Consider the following 16580-nt stretch of genomic DNA (forward strand, 5'->3'; position numbering starts at 1 on the left):
ACCGCGCGGGGTTCCGCCGCGTGCCGTGGCCAGAGAGCGGGTCGTGGTCAGCGCCAGGCGCCGTTGGCGGCGGCCTGTTTGGCGTAGGTTTCGAAGGACTTCGGTGGATGGCCGGTCACCTGGGCCACCGTCTCGGTCACCGGCTGGTCGCCGAGGGCGCGCAGGGCGGCGAACGCCTTGGTCGCCTGGATCGACTCGCCCGTGAACCCGTTGGCCGCGATGTAGTCTTCGTCGCCGCCCAGATAGCGCACCTCGCGGCCGCTCGCCCGGCCGACGATCTCCACGGCCTCCGCGAACGGCAGCGAGCGCGGCCCGGTGAGCTCGTAGGTCTGCCCGGCGTGGCCGCCCTCGGTGAGGGCCGTGGCGGCGACGGCGGCGATGTCGCCCGCGTCGACGAAGCCCTGCCCGACGTCGCCGATCGGCAGCACCAGCTCGCCCGCCATGATCGCGGGCCGCAGGAAGCCCTCGTCGAAGTTCTGGTCGAACCAGCTCGGCCGCAGGATCGTCCACCCGGCCGGGCTGTCGCGGACGGTGCGCTCGGCGGCCAGCAGCCGCTCGTCGCCCATGGTCTCGATGCCGCCGCTGGACAGCAGCACGATGCGCTCGACGCCCTGCTCGACGGCCAGCGACACGAACGCGGGATCGATCGGGGTGCCGTCGGGGGCCATCAGGTAGAGCGCCGACACGCCGGACACGGCGGCCTCCCACGTGGTGGGATCGGACCAGTCGAACCGGGTCTCAGCGGTCCTTGAGGCGGCGCGGACGCGATGACCGGCGGCCTGAAGTTGTTCCGCCACACGGCGGCCGGTGGAGCCGGTGGCGCCTAGCACGAGAATCACTTGGCTGGTCATGCCCGTAGTCAAGCAAAGGCCACCGACAGAACCCGTCAAGGGCGCGGGCCGCTCGGCCAGGAAGTCCCGCCGGAGAGGACGCCGCCGGGCAGAACGCGTCAGGAGCGCCGACCGGCTACTCCGTCCAGGCCGCCGTGGTGTCGAGGCGTTCGCGCCACAGCTTCTCGCCGTCGCCCCCCGGCTCCCAGCGGGCGCAGAAGTCGAGCAGGTCGCGGCAGCGCGCCACCATGGCCGCCTGGCGGTCGGGCCAGCCGGGGACGTCGTCGCCGTACGCGGCGAAGAAATGCGGGAGCAGGGGCGCCTGCTCGGGATGGTGGCTGCGGACGATCCACTCCAGCCAGGCGAGGTCCTCGACCGGTCGGCCGGGATGGGCCCACTCCCAGTCGAGGATCGCGGCCGTCTCGATCGTGGCCGGGTGGAACAGCATGTTCTGCGGGCCGTAGTCGCCATGGACGATGCCGAGCCGATGGATACGGGCCAGCATCCGTCCGCACTCGGCGAACACCTCGGCCGCCCGCCCGTCGTCGATGAGATCCTGGCCGTGGGAGCCGTCCACGAACCGGGTGGTCAGGCTGGTCGAGGTGACCTGATGGACGCGGGGGACCGGCAGGCGGCCACGCAGGCGGCGCAGGTAACGACTCTCCGTGCTCAGCCGAAACGCCGCTTCGGGCCCCTGGTAGCACTTCACGACCAGGGCGCCGTCGCCGAATGTGCTGTTGGTGTACCCGTGCTTCACAAGGGTCGATTCTGGCGTACCCGCACGCCTCCCGGGCCCCTCGGCGCGCTATCCGAGCGGCTCCGATACACGATGTAAGGACGGAACAAATACCCCAGCGGGGCGGAAAGCGCGTGCACCAGGCGGCTGAACGGGAAAAGGAGAAACAGCACCATCCCCACCACGGTGTGCACCTTGTAAAGATCGCTCGCGTGGCTCATCGCGACCACATCCGGACGCAGCGTGAAGATGCCGCGGAACCAGGGCGCGACCGTGGTCCGATAGCTCACCTCACTGGGCACGAACCCCGCGATCGTGGTCACCGTCCCCGTGACGATGGCGGCCGCCAGGACCACGTACATGACCTTGTCGTTGACCGTGGTCGCCAGGAAGACGGGTCCCTTGGTGCGGCGGCGGTAGATCAGCAGGGCCAGCCCGGCCAGGGTGGCCAGACCCGCCAGGCCGCCCCAGATGAGCGCGTTGGCGTGGTACGCCTCGTTGGACACGCCGACGGCGCCGGTCCAGGCGAGCGGGACGACCAGGCCGGTCACGTGGCCGACGATCACGAACAGGAGTCCGTAGTGGAAGAGCGGGGCGGCCACCCGCAGCAGCGGGCTCTCGTAGAGCTGGGAGGAGCGGGTGGTCCAGCCGAACTTGTCGTACTTGTGCCGCCAGATCAGCCCGCCGACGAAGATCACCAGGGTGACGTACGGCGCGACCGTCCACAACATGCTCTCGCCCCAGCTCACCGGTAGCCTCCCACGCTCTCGGCCGGCGGCCCTGACGCGGCCAGCCGGGCGGCCCGCGCCCGGTCGGCGGCGCCGATCGGCGGCAGCGCCGCGCACACCGCGCCGAGCACGTGCCGGTACGGCGAGTCGCGTTCGCGCAGGGCGGTGAGCAGGAGCTCCAGCCCCGCCCGGTGCTCGTTGAGCAGCGCGGCCCCCGACTCGTCCAGCGCGGCGAACTCCAGCAGCACCGGCAGGAAGTCGGGCAGTTCGTCCTCCATCAGCTCCCAGCCCGCCAGCCGGTAGCGGCGCTTCAGCGCGGCCAGCGACTCGCCACGGCGGCGGGTGTCGCCGTCGGTGTAGTAGGTCAGGTAGAGGCAGCAGCGCCGCTGCAGGTCGAACGTGTCCACGTAGTGGGCGGCCAGCTCACCGGGACCCAGCTCCGCGGCCAGCGCCAGGAACGGGGCGAACTGCGGCTCCGCGGCCTCCCTGATGAGCGGCAGGCGGCGCCAGAAGCGCTCGTCCGGGTAGGCGAGCAGGTGGGCGGCGGCCTGCCAGACGACGGCGGGGTTCATGACTTGCCTTTCCTTCGCGGGAAAAGTCCGGCCGGAGCGCCGCGGCCGTCCCAGTTGAGCAGGTTGACCCGGTCCTGGGTGATCTCGTCGCCGGTCTGGCGTTCCTTCAGGCCGTGGAAGCTCTCGATCGAGACCGGCACGGGACGCCCCGACGCCTCCCCGAACGGCCCCTGCATGCCGGGCCCGCCGTCGTAGTCGAGGCTGCAGCCGCCCTCCTCCACGACGCCGGGCACGTTGCCGTACGCGGTCGGGATCACGTAGCGGTCGTCGTACTTGGCCAGGGCGAGCAGGCGGTACATCGCGTTCAGCTCCTCCTCGGACAGGCCGACGTCGGGCAGGACCGGGTCCTGCCCGAGGTTGACCGCCCGCATGTACGACCGCATCGCGGCCAGCCGGCGCAGCGCGGCCGTCACCGGCGCCGGATCGCCCGCGGTGAACAGCCCGGCCAGATACTCGACGGGGATGCGCAGCGAGTCGATGGCGGCGAACAGGTTGCCGGCGTCCTCGCCGTCGTGCCCGGTGGTGGACAGGGCGTCCACGACGGGGGAGAGCGGCGGGACGTACCAGACCATCGGCAGCGTCCGGTACTCCGGATGCAGCGGCAGCGCGATCCGATACCGCTTGATCAGGTCGTAGATGGGCGATCTGCGCGCGGCCTCCAGCCAGTCGGCGGGCAGCCCGGCGCGTTCGGCGGCCGGATCGTACGGGTCCACGAACAGGTCGAGCTGAGCCTGGTAGAGATCACGCTCGTCCGCCACCGAGGCCGCCTCCGTGACGCGGTCGGCGTCGTACAGCAGGACGCCCAGATACCGCAGCCGCCCCACGCACGTCTCGGAGCAGACCGTGGGCAGGCCCACCTCCACGCGCGGGTAGCAGAACGTGCACTTCTCGGCCTTGCCGGTCTTGTGGTTGAAGTACACCTTCTTGTACGGGCACCCCGTCACGCACATCCGCCAGCCCCGGCACCGATCCTGGTCCACCAGCACGATGCCGTCCTCGGCCCGCTTGTACAGGGCGCCGGACGGGCAGGAGGCCACGCACGAAGGATTCAGGCAGTGCTCGCAGATGCGCGGCAGGTAGAACATGTACGCCTGCTCGAACGACAGCTTGACCTGCTCCGACACCGTCGCCAGCACCGGGTCGGGGCTCGGGTCGCCGCCGAGGTCGTCGTCCCAGTTGGCGCTCCACTCGATCTTCATCGGGTCGCCGGTGATCAGCGACCTGGGCGGCGCCACGGGCACGTCGTCCGAGAGCGGGGCATCGGTGAGGTTCTGGTAGTCGTACGTCCATGGCTGGTAGTAGTCGTCGATGGAGGGCATGAGCGGATTGGCGAAGATGGTCAGCAGTTTGCGCAGCCGGCCGCCGGCCTTCGGCTTGAGCCTGCCCCCGCGGGTCAGCTCCCAGCCGCCGCGCCAGCGCTCCTGGTCCTCGTAGCGGCGGGGATAGCCCTGGCCGGGGCGGGTCTCGACGTTGTTGAACCAGACGTACTCGACGCCCGGCCGGTTGGTCCAGGTCTGCTTGCAGGTGACCGAACAGGTGTGGCAGCCGATGCATTTGTCGAGGTTCATCACCATGGCGATCTGCGCCATCACCTTCACCGGTAACGCACCTCCTGTGATCTGCGCCGGATCGTGGTGATCTCGTCGCGCTGGTTGCCCGTCGGGCCGAGGTAGTTGAAGCCGTACGAGAGCTGGGCGTGCCCGCCGATCAGATGCGTCGGCTTGATCAGCACCCGCGTCAGCGCGTTGTGCACGCCGCCGCGCAGGCCCGTGGCCTCCGACTTCGGCACGTCGATCAGCCGGTCCTGGGCGTGGTACATGAAGACGGTGCCCTTCGGCATCCGGTGGGAGACGATCGCCCTGGCCACGACCACGCCGTTGCGGTTGACCGACTCCACCCAGTCGTTGTCGGCGATCCCCAGCTCGGCGGCGTCCTCGGTGGACATCCAGATCGTCGGGCCGCCTCTGGACAGCGACAGCATGAGCAGGTTGTCCTGGTATTCGGAGTGGATCGACCACTTGCTGTGCGGGGTCAGGTAGCGCAGGGTGCCGCTCTCGCCGTACAACGCGGCCAGGTCCAGCGGTGGCCGGTAGATCGGCAGCGCCTCGCCGTACTCGTGCATCCACTCGTGATCGAGGAAGAAGTGCATGCGCCCGGTCAGCGTGTGCCACGGCTTGCCGTTCTCGACGTTGATCGTGAACGGCGCGTAGCGGCGGTCGTGCGACTCCTTGCCCGACCACTCGGGGCTGGCGGCGACCGGGACCGGCCTGGCCTGGGTGTCGGCGAAGACGATCCGGTGCCCCTCGGTGGCCAGGCCCTCGAAGCTCCGCCCGGTGCGCCGGGCGAGCTGGCGGAAGCCCTGCGCGGCCAGGCGGCCGTTGCTCACACCCGACAGGGCGAGGATCGCCTCGCACGCCTTGGCCTCGGTGTCCAGCTCCGGCCGTCCCTTGGCCACGCCGCGCGGCACCAGGCCGCAGCGCTCGCCCAGCCAGGTCACCTCCTCGTCGGGCCGGAGCGTCACACCCTTGACCGGGATGCCCAGCTTCTCCGTCAGCGGTCCCAGGGCGGCCAGCTTCTCCGCGACCGCGCCATAGTCACGCTCGACCACCGCGAGCTCGGGCTGGGCGCGTCCGGCCAGCTCGCCGGGGGTGTCGTGCTGGTGCGCCAGCGCCACCACGTCCCTGCGCACGCCCAGGTGGTCCTTGGCCAGGGCGCTGAAGGAACGGGCGATGGCGTGGAAGGCGGCGAAGTCGGTGCGGGTCTGCCAGGGCGGGCTGATGGCCGGGTTGAACGCGTGCACGAACGGGTGCATGTCGGTCGAGGACAGATCGTGCTTCTCGTACCAGGTGGCGGCCGGGAGCACCACGTCCGAGAAGATCGTCGAGGAGGTCATCCTGAAGTCGAGGGTCAGCAGCAGGTCCAGCTTGCCCGCGGGGGCGCGCGGATCGGGGTGCTCCAGGTTGGACGTCGCGCCGAGGAGATGGTGCAGGAAGTACTCGCTGCCCTTGGCGGAGGAGCCCAGGAGGTTCGAGCGCCACAGGGTCAGCACGCGGGGCCAGTTGCGCGGGTCGTCGGGAGTCTCGGCGGCGAGCCTCAGCCGGCCCGCCGCGAGCTCCGCCCGGGTGTGCGCGACCGGATCCTCGGCTTCGCCCAGTTCCAGCGGATTGCGGTCGAACGCGGGCGCCATCGGCATCCAGCCGTTGCGTACGGCCTCCGTCACCAGGTCGGACGTACGCCTGCCGCGAAACAGTCCCGTGGCCAGCGGGCTGGTCAGCTCACCGGCGTCGAAGTGGTCATACCGCCACTGATCGGTGTGCAGGTACCAGAACAGGGCGCCCGGGACCTGACGCGGCGGGCGCTGCCAGTCGAGCGCGCCCGCCAGCAGCGCCCAGCCGGCCTGCGGGCGGCACTTCTCCTGGCCCACGTAATGGGCCCAGCCGCCGCCGTTGCGGCCCTGGCAGCCGGTCAGGAGCAGCAGCGACAGGAAGGCGCGGTAGGTCGTGTCGCCGTGGAACCACTGGGTGGTGCCCGCGCCCAGGATGAACATGCACCTGCCGCCGGTGGCCTCGGCCGTCCTGGCGAACTCCCTGACGATCTTCTCCGCTCGTGCGGCCGGGACGCCGGTGATGGGCTCCTGCCAGGCGGGGGTGTAGGGCTCGCTCGCGTCGTCGTAGCCGGTCGGCCAGGTGCCCGGGAGGCCCGGGCGGTGCACGCCGTACTGGGCGAGGAGCAGGTCGTAGACGGTCGTGACCGTACGACCGGCCACCTGCCTTGTGGGGACGCCCCTGCGTACCGAACGGCCGCCGTCGAAGCGGGGCAGCAGGACCTCTGCGCACTCCGGAGGGGGTTGGGAGTCGTACAGGGTGAGTCTCGGCTGGTGGTCGAGGTCGAGGTTCCAGCGGCCCTCGCCCGAGTCGGTCCAGCGGAAGCCGGCCGAGCCGTTCGGCACCACCGGCTCGCCGGACTCGGCCAGGAACACCGTCTTCCACCCGGCCGCCTCCTCCTCCGAGCCGAGGTCCTCGGCGGTGAGGAACCGGCCCGGCACGTACGCGTCGCCGCGCCGCTCCAGCGTGACCAGGAACGGCAGATCCGTGAAACGCCTGACGTAGTCGGTGAAAGGCGGGGTGTCCCGGTCGGCGAAGAACTCCTTCAGCAGCACATGACCCATCGCCATCGCGAGCGCGCCGTCCGTGCCCGGCCGCACGGCCAGGAACTCGTCGGCGAACTTGGCCGCGTCGTTGTAGTCGGGCGAGACCACCACGACCTTCTGGCCGCGATAGCGCGCCTCGGCCATCCAGTGCGCGTCGGGCGTGCGGGTGACCGGCACGTTCGAGCCCCAGAGCATCAGGTACGCCGCGTCCCACCAGTCGGCCGACTCCGGCACGTCCGTCTGGTCGCCGAACACCTGCGGCGAGGCCACCGGGAGGTCGGCGTACCAGTCGTAGAAGGACAGCATGGTGCCGCCGATCAGGGACACGAACCGGGAGCCGACCGCCTGGGAGACCATCGACATGGCCGGGATGGGGGAGAAGCCGGCGACGCGGTCGGGGCCGTAGGTCTTGATGGTGTGCACGTGGGCGGCGGCGACCAGCTCCGTGGCCAGGTCCCAGCTCACCCGGACGAGGCCGCCCCGGCCCCTGGCGCTCTGATAGCGGCGCCGCTGCTCCGGATTCGTGGTGATCTCGGCCCAGGCGGCCACCGGGTCGCCCAGGCGTTCCTTCGCCTCCGCGTACATCTCGACCAGGACACCCCTGGCGTACGGATAGCGGATCCGGGTCGGCGAGTAGGTGTACCAGGAGAAGGCGGCGCCGCGTGGGCAGCCGCGCGGCTCGTACTCGGGGCGGTCGGGGCCGACGCCGGGGTAGTCGGTCTCCTGGGTCTCCCACGTGATGATGCCGTCCTTGACGTACACCTTCCACGAGCACGAACCCGTGCAGTTCACGCCATGCGTGGAGCGGACCACCTTGTCGTGGCTCCAGCGGTCACGGTAGAAGGCGTCGCCTTCCGTGCCGCCCTTGAGGAAGAGCGTGTGCAGGTCACGGCCGGTGGCCGAACGGCGTAGGAAGCGGCCCGTCTTCAGCAGGAGATCTTCGGCGCTCACACCCCCACTTCATCACAGAAAGTGACCCTCTGTTACACAGGGTGCATGTTCTGACTTCGTAAAGTTCGGCGCTCGGGGGGTCGTTCCACTTTGCGAAAATGGTTTGCCGGAAGAGGGTGCACCTTGTCAATGTGGTCAGGCTATGCGCTCCCTTCCTGAGGCCGATCCCGGCGTGCCCGATCTACGCAGCCCGCTCCGCTACCTGTGGTGGAACGCGCGGCGGCAGATGCCACAGCTGCTCGCGGGCATCGGCTTCGCCACCCTCTGGTGGCTGGTGCAGGCCCTCATGCCGGCCGTGCTCGGGAAGGGCATCGAGGCCGTCACGGCCAAGGACACCAGAGCGCTGCTCATGTGGGCGTCGATCCTGCTCGGGCTCGGGCTGCTGCAGGCGTTCACCGGGATCATGCGGCACCGGATGGCCGTCTACAACTGGCTCGCCGCCGCCTACCGCACCGTCCAGCTGACCAGCAGACACGCCGCCAGGCTCGGCGCCACGCTGCCGAAGCGGCTCTCGACCGGCGAGGTCGTCAGCGTCGGCAACTCCGACATCGCCCACATCGGCAGCTCCATGGACATCCTGCTGCGCGGCGTCGGCTCGGTCGTGGCCGTCGTCACCGTCACCGTGATCCTCATCTCCACCTCGCTGCCGCTGGGGCTGCTCGTGCTGTTCGGGGTGCCGCTCATGGCCGTGGCCGTCGGGCCGCTGCTGCGCCCGATGCACAACCGCCAGCGGGTCCAGCGTGAGCTGTCCGGCGAGCTGTCCACCAGGGCCGCCGACATCGTGGCCGGGCTGCGGGTGCTGCGCGGCATCGGCGGGGAGCAGGTCTTCGCCGAGCGCTACCGCGCCGAGTCGCAGCGGGTGCGGCACGCGGGCGTACGCGTCGCCGGGATCGAGTCGGTGCTCGAAGGCGCCCAGATCGTCCTGCCCGGGCTGCTCATCGCGATCGTCACCGGCATCGGCGCCACCTTCGCCGTCGCCGGCGAGATCCCCACCGGGCAACTCGTCGCGTTCTACCTGTACGCGGTGTTCCTCATCGGGCCCATGCGCACGTTCACCGAGGCCGCCGACAAGATCACCAAGGGTCATGTCGCGGCCGGGCGGGTGATCCACATCCTGTCCATCGAGCCCGAGATGACCGGCGGCACCGGCAGCAGCGAGGGCGGCGTGCTGCGCGACTCCTACAGCGGTGTAACGCTCCAACCCGGCTCCCTCACCGCCGTCGCCGCCTCCACCCCCGACGACGCCGCCGCCATCGCCGACCGGCTCGGCCGCTACGCCGAGGGCGACGTCACGTTCGGCGCGGTCGAGCTGCGCACCCTGCCCATCGACCAGGTCCGCTCCCGGATCCTGGTCGCCGACAACGGCGCCCGGCTGTTCAACGGCCGGCTCCGCGACGAGCTCGACGTACGCGGCGGGGCCGACGACGACGAGGTACGCGCGGCCCTGCACGCCGCCTGCGCCACCGACATCGTCGACGCCCTGCCCGAAGGACTCGACGCCGAGGTTGCCGAGGCCGGGCGCGAGTTCTCCGGCGGGCAGCAGCAACGGCTGCGGCTGGCCAGGGCACTGCTGTCCGACCCCGAGGTGCTCATCCTGGTCGAGCCGACCAGCGCCGTCGACGCCCACAGCGAAGCCCGCATCGCCGACCGCCTGGCCAAGGCCCGAGCCGGCCGCACCACCATGATCTGCACAACCAGCCCTCTGGTCCTCGACCGGGCCGAACACGTCGTCTACGTCGAGGACGGGCGCGTCCTGGCCGAGGGCACCCACCGCCAACTCCTGGACACCTCCCCGCAGTACGCGGCCACCGTAACGCGCGGAGAGGACTGACCGATGCCCCACACCAGCCCACCTCCAGCCGGCATAGAGCCGAGACCGCTGCCCCGCACCAGCCCACCTTCAGCCGGCATAGAGCCGAGACCGCTGCCCCGCACCAGCCCACCTTCAGCCGGCATAGAGCCGAGACCGCTGCCCCGCACCAGCCCACCTCCGGTCGGCGAAGGGCTGCGATCGATGGCCCGCGCATGCCCACCTCCCGCGAAAGTCTCCGATCGCTGCCCCGCACAAACCCACCTCCTCCTGCTGGCGAAGGGCTGAGATCGATGTCCCGTGAGATCCTGCCGGTCGCCGACCGGAAGCAGGTGCGCGCCTACGCCAGGCGGCTCACCCTGAAATATCCGCGCCGGCTCAGCCTCGCCCTGCTCCTGCACGGCCTGGCCGCCGTCGCCGGGCTGCTGGTGCCGTGGCAGCTGGGCGAGCTGGTGCAGAACCTCCAGTACGGCCACGAGGTGAACGTCGCCGTCGTGGCCGCCGCCATCGGGGCGTTCCTGCTGCTCCAGGGCATCCTCGTCCGGTACGCGGTGCTGGCCTCGGCCAAGCTCGGCGAGAAGGTGCTGGCCGAGCTGCGCGAGGAGTTCGTGGACCGGGTGCTCGCCCTGCCCCTGTCCACCGTCGAACGGGCCGGATCCGGCGACCTCATCACCCGCACCTCCCGCGACGTCGACTCCCTCTCGCGCACCGTGCGCCACGCCGTGCCGGAGACGCTGATCGCCGTGGTCACCTTCGTGATCACCATCGGCGCGGTGCTGCTGACCAGCCCCCTGCTCATGCTGCCCATGCTCCTCGCCGGCCCGGTGATCGCCGCCTCCACCCGGTGGTACCTGCGGCGGGCGCGCGACGGTTACCTCCGCGAGAACGCCGCCTACGCCGACATCACCGAGGGCCTGGCCGAGACCATCGAAGGCGCCCGCGCCGTGGAGGCCCTCGGCCTGCGCGAGCGGCGGCGGGTGCGCACCGACCGGGACGTCGCGCGGTCGTTCGCGGCCGAGCGGTACACGCTGGGGTTGCGCACCCGCTGGTATCCCGCCGTCGAGCTCGGCTACGTCATCCCCATGGTGACGGCGCTGCTGGTCGGCGGGCTGTTCTACACCAACTCCTGGGTGACGCTGGCCCAGGTCACCACCGCCACCCTCTACGCCCAGCAACTCGTCGACCCACTCGACCGCTTCCTCATGTGGATCGACGAACTGCAGGTCGGCGGCGCCTCCATGGCGCGCCTGCTAGGCGTCGCCAACGTACCCGACGACCGCGTCCCCTCCACGGCCCGGCCCGCCGGCGAACTGCTCGAGGCCTCCTCTGTCCGGTACGCCTACCGCGCGGGCCGCGACGTGCTGCACGACGTCTCCCTGACCGTCCAGCCCGGCGAGCGGCTGGCCATGGTGGGGCCTTCCGGGGCCGGCAAGTCCACCCTCGGCCGACTGCTGGCCGGCATCCACGGGCCGCGCACCGGATCGGTCACCGTGGGCGGGGTGCCGCTCGTCGAGCTGCCCCTGAACGACCTGCGCGGGCACGTCGCCCTCGTCACCCAGGAACACCACGTGTTCAAGGGCACCATGCGCGACAACCTGCTCATCGCCCGCCCCGACGCCGCCGACGCCGCCGTGCTCAAGGCCCTGGAGGCGGTCGACGCCCTCGACTGGGTGCTCGCACTGCCGTCCGGCCTGGACACCGAGGTCGGCTCCGGCGGCGTCGCCGTCTCGGCCGCCCAGGCCCAGCAACTCGCCCTCGCCCGCCTCGTCCTCGCCGACCCGCACACCCTCGTCCTGGACGAGGCGACCTCCCTCATCGACCCCAGGGCGGCCAGAAACCTCGAACGCTCGCTGGCCGCCGTCCTGGACGGCCGCACGGTGATCGCCATCGCCCACCGCCTCTACACGGCTCATGACGCCGACCGGGTGGCCGTGGTGGAAGACGGGCAGATCATCGAGCTTGGATCGCACGAGGAGCTGGTGGCGGAAGGCGGCTCGTACGCGGCCCTGTGGAGCAGCTGGCACGGCACCCCCACGCCCACTCCCACCCCCACCCCCACCACGAGCGCCTCCCCTTCCTGACGTTCCGACGCGTAACACCACCTGACCAGGAACATTGCCGTTCAGGGTCCGGGCGGGTTGTGGGGCGGTCGGGGACTTGAGCAGCGGTGGGGCGGGTTGTGGGGGTGGTGGGGAATCGGGGCGGCCGCTGGGAGGGTCGTGGTGTGGGTCGGGGGCTGGGGCAGCGGTGGGGCGGGTTGTGGCGTTGGTCAGGGAGCGTCGGTAGCGGTGGGGCCAGGGTGTGTCGCGGTTGCGGGACATTGCAGTGGTCGGGCGTGCTTTCACGGGATCAGTACGCCGTGTGGGGTTCGTAGACCGTGGCGGTGGCTGGTGGGATGGCCCCTCGAAGGGTGAGGGGCGATAGGTGGGTTGGCTGGTTAGCACTTGGTGTTTCGGGAGGGGAGGGTGCGGTCGGTGAAGTAGCGGTTGATGTGGTCGCGGGCACAGGGGTTGAAGCCGTAGAGGGTATGGCCGGGGCCGTCGTGGTGGATGGTGGCGCTGCCGGGGACCTGGGTCAGGACACGTTCGACGGCGTCGGACTCGCCCCACGCGCCGGCTCCGAGCATGGGCGGCAGGTTCTTGGGGAGGGCGGCAGGTGGGTTGGTGACCGGGACGGGCCAGCCGACGCAGTTGAGGGTGGCGGAGGCGTTGCTGCCGGCGATGCCCGTGTTGGGGGCGATCTTGCGGAGGCGGGTGAAGATGGAGGTCATCTCCTTGCGGTTGGCGACCCGGGGCCAGTCGGTGCATTCGGTGACGCCGGTCGCCTGGTCGGGGTAGCGGGCGCCCCTCGCCGGTACGAAGTCGGAGGCGTCGCCCTTGCTCGCCTTGCGGATCGCCGTGGCCAGCTTGGGCCAGGCCGGGGAGCCCTGGCGGGCGAGGGCCACGGCGAAGGTCTGCAGGTCACGGGCCTTGTAGGCGACGTTCGCCGTCGTGGTGGGGACGGGGGTGCGGTCGGCTCGGGCGATCAGCGCGCGCCAGAGCGCCGGGACGTCCTTGCAGTCGTTGGCGGCGCACCAGGTGAAGAAGCGCCGCATGAACTGCTCGTTGGACTTGGCCATCTCCTCCAGCTCGCGCTGCCAGTTGACGGCGCTGTGGCTCCACGTGCCGTCCAGGACCATGGTGCGGACGCGGCCGGGGAAGAGGCGGGCGTAGTCCTGGCCGTAGAAGCCCGCGTAGGAGGCGCCGTAGTAGTTGAGCTTGTCGTCGCCGAGGGCCTTTCTGATCGCGTCCATGTCTCTGGCGTGGTCGGCCGAGCTCATGTTGGCGAACAGCTCCGGGTCCTTGAGCCGGCACGCTTCGGCGTAGCCGCGGTTGGTGTCGGAAAGGCGGCCGAAGTCGGCGTCGTCCTTCGGAGTGTCGGCGATGGGGACGCGGGTCCAGACACACGGCAGGCCAGTGCTGAGGCCCTGGAACTGGTCGGCTCCGTAGCCGCGGGTGTCCCACGTCACGACGTCCATGCGTTGGCGCAGCTTGGCCCACCAATCGGGGGAGGACTGGGTCAGGGCGATGCCGGGGCCGCCCGGGCCGCCGTAGGCCACCAGGACCGAGCCTTCCGAGGTGCCGGTGGCCTTGAGGCGGCCCACCTTGAGGGTGATCTTGCGGCCGTCGGGTTTGTGCCAGTCGGCTGGGACCTGGAGGTCGGCGCAGTCCATGCCGATCTTGTCATTGGGGCAGGACTCCCATTTCAGCGTGCCGCCGCTGCTGCTCTTGGCCGCACTTTTGGTGGTGCTGGTGGTGGTGGCGGTAGTGGACGGGCTGTCGGTGGCCGGGCTTGTGGTGGTGGTCGGACTGGGTTTTGCCCGCGCGGCTGCCGGCGAGGATGCCATGCCTGCGTTGAGCAGGGCCAGGGAGAGGGTCAGCGCCAGGGGCACGGTTGTGGGGAGAGCGAAGCGGCGCGTACGGGAGGAGGGGTGTGGGTTGGGCATGGCGTTCACGATGCCGGAGGGGGTGGTGGCATCGCGTCAGACGGGGGTTTGGTTTATGGGAGGGGGAAGTAAGACCGGGAGTTGTCAGACCGTGGGTTGATCGTCGAGGACCGACCAGGTGCTGTGAGGGTTGGTCGATACTTCGAAATTTCGTGAAGTGTGGCCTCTGACGTGGGTGTCCTCGGTGAACGCGAGGTCAGGTCAGGACGTCGGGGTGGGAGGTGGGTTGTCTCGTTGGAGGGGCCGGGGTGGACTGGGCGGTCATCCGTGATGGGTGGATCGCTGGTGCCTCGTCCCCGTGCGGTGTGCGGGTGCAGGGTGGGTGTGCGGCGGGGAGGAGGGAGGTGGTGTCCGTAGAGGGCACGGCGGTGCGGGCCGGGCGGGCACTATGGTCGCCGACGTCGCCGGTGGGCAGGTCTTCGCCAGAGACGGCGAGGTCGTCGAGGGCGAGGGTTGCTGCGGGTTCCTCGCCGTGACCGCGCGCGGCGGCGTGTTGGGGACGTGGGCCGGATGGTTGCGGCTGGCGTACGGTGGCGCGGGCGTCATGTGAGGCACTCCCGACCACGGCGGCGTGCTGTGCCTGCGCACGGCGCATGGCGCACGGCGCACGGGGCATGGCGCACGGCGCACGGGGCATGGCGGCCGGGGGCTGGCGTACGGCGGCCGGGAGGCTGTTGTGGGTGGTGTGCGGCGGCGCGGTGGGGGAGGGGCCGCGCCGCCGTACGTGCGTCAGGTCGTGATGCCCAGGGAGCGCTTGAGGAACTCCACCTGGAGCAGCAGCAGGTTCTCCGCCACGACCTCCTGTGGCGTCATGTGGGTCACCCCCGACAGCGGCAGCACGTTGTGCTGGCGGCCGGCGGCCAGGAGGGCGGAGGAGAGGCGGAGGGTGTGGGCGGCCACGACGTTGTCGTCGGCGAGGCCGTGGATGAGCAGGAGCGGGCGTTCGAGCTTGGCCGCGTCGGCGAACAGCGAGGAGTTGTCGTACGCCTCCGGATGCTGCTCGGGATGGCCCAGGTAGCGCTCGGTGTAGCAGGTGTCGTAGAGCCGCCAGTCCGTCACCGGCGCGCCCGCGACTGCGGCGTGGAAGACGTCGGGACGGCGCAGGACCGCGAGTGCGGCCAGGAAGCCGCCGAAGGACCAGCCGCGGATGGCGACCCGGCTCAGGTCGAGGTCGTCGGGATATTGCTCGGCCACGCCCTGCAGCGCGTCGATCTGGTCGTCGAGCGCGGGGCTCGCCAGGTCGCCGCGGACTGCGCGCTCGAAGTCGGTGCCCCGGCCCGGGGTGCCGCGGCCGTCGGCCACGATGACGGCGAAGCCCTGCTCGGCGAACCACTGGCTCTCCAGGAACGCGCCCCGCCGGTTGAGCACCCGCTGCGCGTGCGGCCCGCCGTACGGGTCCATCAGCACCGGCAGCCGGCCGGAGCCCTGCTCGTGCCACGAGGGCAGCACCACGGCGGTGGCCAGCTCGCGTCGGCCGGAACGGCCGAGCGAGACCCGCAGGTCGAGGCCGGGACGCTCGGCGAACGACGGGATCGGCACCGCCATGCCGTCGCGGCGGACGACCGTGGTGGAGACGCCCTCGGCGTCGAGGCTCTGCTCGGTCAGCACGCCGACCCCGCCCGACATCCGCCCGGAGAACACCCCGGAACGGGTCGACACGGGCAGCAGCGAGTGGCCGTCCCACGTCCACAGCTGGATCTCGGTCGGGTCGCCGCTCGCGCTGAACAGCACGCTGTCGTGATCGACGTCGAGCACGGCGCGCACCTGTAGCGTCGGGGGCGTGACGGCGCGGTCACCGACGAACAGCCGGTGGCCGCCCTCGGAGTTGGCCACCCACACGAGCGAGCCGTCGTCGAGGTGGGCGGGCACGCCGCCGACGATGTCGACCCAGGCGGGATCGGTGTCCTCGCGCACCAGCGAGGACGCGCCGGTCACCGGGTCGACGGTGAACAGCCGCATCGTCCGCTGGTCGCGGGTGAGGGTGACGATGGACAGCGCGTGGGAGTCCCAGGCCGCGGTGGTGAGGTATTCCTCGTCGTACGGCACCGCCACCCGCGACCCGTCGAGCCCCAGCACGAACAGCCCGGTCACCGCGTTGGGCGTGCCCGCGGCCGGATAGCGCTGGGCCACAGGGGGACGGTCGGGGTTGGCCGGGTCGGCGATGTGCCACACGCGGACGGGGGCCTCGTCGGCGCGTTCGACCAGGAGCGCGTCACTGGAAGGGGACCACCAGTAGCCCCGCATCCGGTCCATCTCCTCGGCGGCGATGAACTCGGCCAGCCCGTACGTGACCGTCTCGGTCTCCGGCTCGGCCAGCGCGCGATCGGTGCCGGAGGCCAGGTCCTGGACGCGGAGGGCGCCACCGGTGACGTAGGCGACATGTCGCCCGTCGGGGGACAGGCGGGGGTCGATCACCGGGCCGGGCGTCTCCAGCCGACGGGCCTGCCCGCCGGCCAGCTCCACCACGTAGAGCGCGCCGGACAGGGCGAAGCAGGCCCTGGTCAGGCCGGCGTCGGGGGCGTAGGCCACCACGCCGCCCGCCGCCTCGCGGCTGCGCTCGCGCCTGGCGCGCTCCTCCGGCGGCAGGTCCTCGTCGTCGGAGTGCAGCGTGCGCGGGTCGATCACCAGGCGCTCGACATGGGTGCCGGTGTCGAGCTCCCACATGCAGGTCACCGGATCGGTGCCCGACCTGGTGCGCAGGAACACCACCCGGTCGCCGTCGGGGGAGATGGTGAAGCCCCTGGGCACGCCCAGGGTGAAACGGCGGGTCCTGGCAGACAGGCGCGGGAAGCTCTCGCTCATGGCCTCAATCCTGCCA

The 16580-nt window shown here is 71.1% G+C and carries 11 protein-coding genes; 3 read left to right on the forward strand and 8 right to left on the reverse strand.

Annotated elements, in window-relative coordinates:
• Positions 1-47: 47 nt before the first annotated feature.
• The 6 genes from OIE67_RS54705 to OIE67_RS54730 all read right to left on the reverse strand — a co-directional run bounded on the left by OIE67_RS54705 (position 48) and on the right by OIE67_RS54730 (position 7967).
• On the reverse strand, positions 48-851 hold the full coding sequence (locus tag OIE67_RS54705; RefSeq protein WP_326635204.1) for an NAD(P)H-binding protein: 804 nt from the start codon (positions 849-851) through the stop codon (positions 48-50).
• Positions 852-966: 115 nt separating this feature from the next.
• Positions 967-1587, reverse strand: coding sequence for a phosphotransferase (locus OIE67_RS54710; protein ID WP_106240775.1), 621 nt, complete (start codon positions 1585-1587; stop codon positions 967-969).
• Positions 1584-2315, reverse strand: a complete 732-nt coding sequence (narI, locus tag OIE67_RS54715; protein WP_326635206.1) for a respiratory nitrate reductase subunit gamma — start codon at positions 2313-2315, stop codon at positions 1584-1586. Before narI ends, OIE67_RS54710 begins: the two co-directional genes overlap by 4 nt.
• Positions 2312-2866 (reverse strand): nitrate reductase molybdenum cofactor assembly chaperone, encoded by a 555-nt coding sequence (narJ, locus tag OIE67_RS54720; protein WP_326635208.1) that lies wholly within the window; start codon positions 2864-2866, stop codon positions 2312-2314. The genes narI and narJ overlap by 4 nt, the downstream gene beginning before the upstream one ends.
• Positions 2863-4455, reverse strand: coding sequence for a nitrate reductase subunit beta (gene narH, locus OIE67_RS54725; protein WP_326645807.1), 1593 nt, complete (start codon positions 4453-4455; stop codon positions 2863-2865). Before narH ends, narJ begins: the two co-directional genes overlap by 4 nt.
• 5 nt (positions 4456-4460) lie before the next feature.
• Positions 4461-7967 carry a nitrate reductase subunit alpha gene (locus OIE67_RS54730; RefSeq protein ID WP_326635210.1) on the reverse strand — a complete coding sequence of 1169 codons (3507 nt, stop codon included), beginning with the start codon at positions 7965-7967 and terminating at the stop codon, positions 4461-4463.
• A gap of 142 nt (positions 7968-8109) precedes the next feature.
• On the opposite strand from OIE67_RS54730, the gene OIE67_RS54735 reads away from it, so the two are divergent.
• Together OIE67_RS54735 and OIE67_RS54740 are read left to right on the forward strand one after the other, a co-directional pair.
• On the forward strand, positions 8110-9798 hold the full coding sequence (locus OIE67_RS54735; protein ID WP_326635212.1) for an ABC transporter ATP-binding protein: 1689 nt from the start codon (positions 8110-8112) through the stop codon (positions 9796-9798).
• A 272-nt stretch (positions 9799-10070) separates the two neighbouring features.
• Complete coding sequence (locus OIE67_RS54740) at positions 10071-11858, forward strand: ABC transporter ATP-binding protein (RefSeq protein ID WP_326635214.1); 1788 nt, start codon at positions 10071-10073, stop codon at positions 11856-11858.
• Positions 11859-12214: 356 nt separating this feature from the next.
• Here the strand turns inward: OIE67_RS54740 and OIE67_RS54745 are convergent, their stop codons facing one another.
• Positions 12215-13762, reverse strand: coding sequence for an alpha/beta fold hydrolase (locus OIE67_RS54745; protein ID WP_326635217.1), 1548 nt, complete (start codon positions 13760-13762; stop codon positions 12215-12217).
• Between the two features lie 388 nt (positions 13763-14150).
• Between OIE67_RS54745 and OIE67_RS54750 the strand changes: the two genes are divergently transcribed.
• Positions 14151-14312 (forward strand): hypothetical protein, encoded by a 162-nt coding sequence (locus OIE67_RS54750; protein ID WP_326635219.1) that lies wholly within the window; start codon positions 14151-14153, stop codon positions 14310-14312.
• A gap of 179 nt (positions 14313-14491) precedes the next feature.
• On the opposite strand, the gene OIE67_RS54755 is transcribed toward OIE67_RS54750, so the two are convergent.
• Entirely contained in the window at positions 14492-16564 is a 2073-nt protein-coding gene (locus OIE67_RS54755; protein ID WP_326635221.1) for a S9 family peptidase, read from the reverse strand.
• Positions 16565-16580 lie beyond the last annotated feature (16 nt).

The sequence above is a fragment of the Nonomuraea fuscirosea genome (genome assembly GCF_035917475.1).
In the GTDB taxonomy this organism is placed as follows: domain Bacteria; phylum Actinomycetota; class Actinomycetes; order Streptosporangiales; family Streptosporangiaceae; genus Nonomuraea; species Nonomuraea fuscirosea.

What these genes read in the sequence shown, in the direction of transcription:
- narH (WP_326645807.1), bottom strand. Translation starts at nt 4,455, where the DNA reads ATGGCGCAGATCGCCATGGTGATGAACCTCGACAAATGCATCGGCTGC.
- OIE67_RS54755 (WP_326635221.1), bottom strand. Translation starts at nt 16,564, where the DNA reads ATGAGCGAGAGCTTCCCGCGCCTGTCTGCCAGGACCCGCCGTTTCACC.
- OIE67_RS54745 (WP_326635217.1), bottom strand. Translation starts at nt 13,762, where the DNA reads ATGCCCAACCCACACCCCTCCTCCCGTACGCGCCGCTTCGCTCTCCCC.
- OIE67_RS54705 (WP_326635204.1), bottom strand. Translation starts at nt 851, where the DNA reads ATGACCAGCCAAGTGATTCTCGTGCTAGGCGCCACCGGCTCCACCGGC.
- OIE67_RS54750 (WP_326635219.1), top strand. Translation starts at nt 14,151, where the DNA reads ATGGTCGCCGACGTCGCCGGTGGGCAGGTCTTCGCCAGAGACGGCGAG.
- narJ (WP_326635208.1), bottom strand. Translation starts at nt 2,866, where the DNA reads ATGAACCCCGCCGTCGTCTGGCAGGCCGCCGCCCACCTGCTCGCCTAC.
- OIE67_RS54740 (WP_326635214.1), top strand. Translation starts at nt 10,071, where the DNA reads ATGTCCCGTGAGATCCTGCCGGTCGCCGACCGGAAGCAGGTGCGCGCC.
- OIE67_RS54735 (WP_326635212.1), top strand. Translation starts at nt 8,110, where the DNA reads ATGCGCTCCCTTCCTGAGGCCGATCCCGGCGTGCCCGATCTACGCAGC.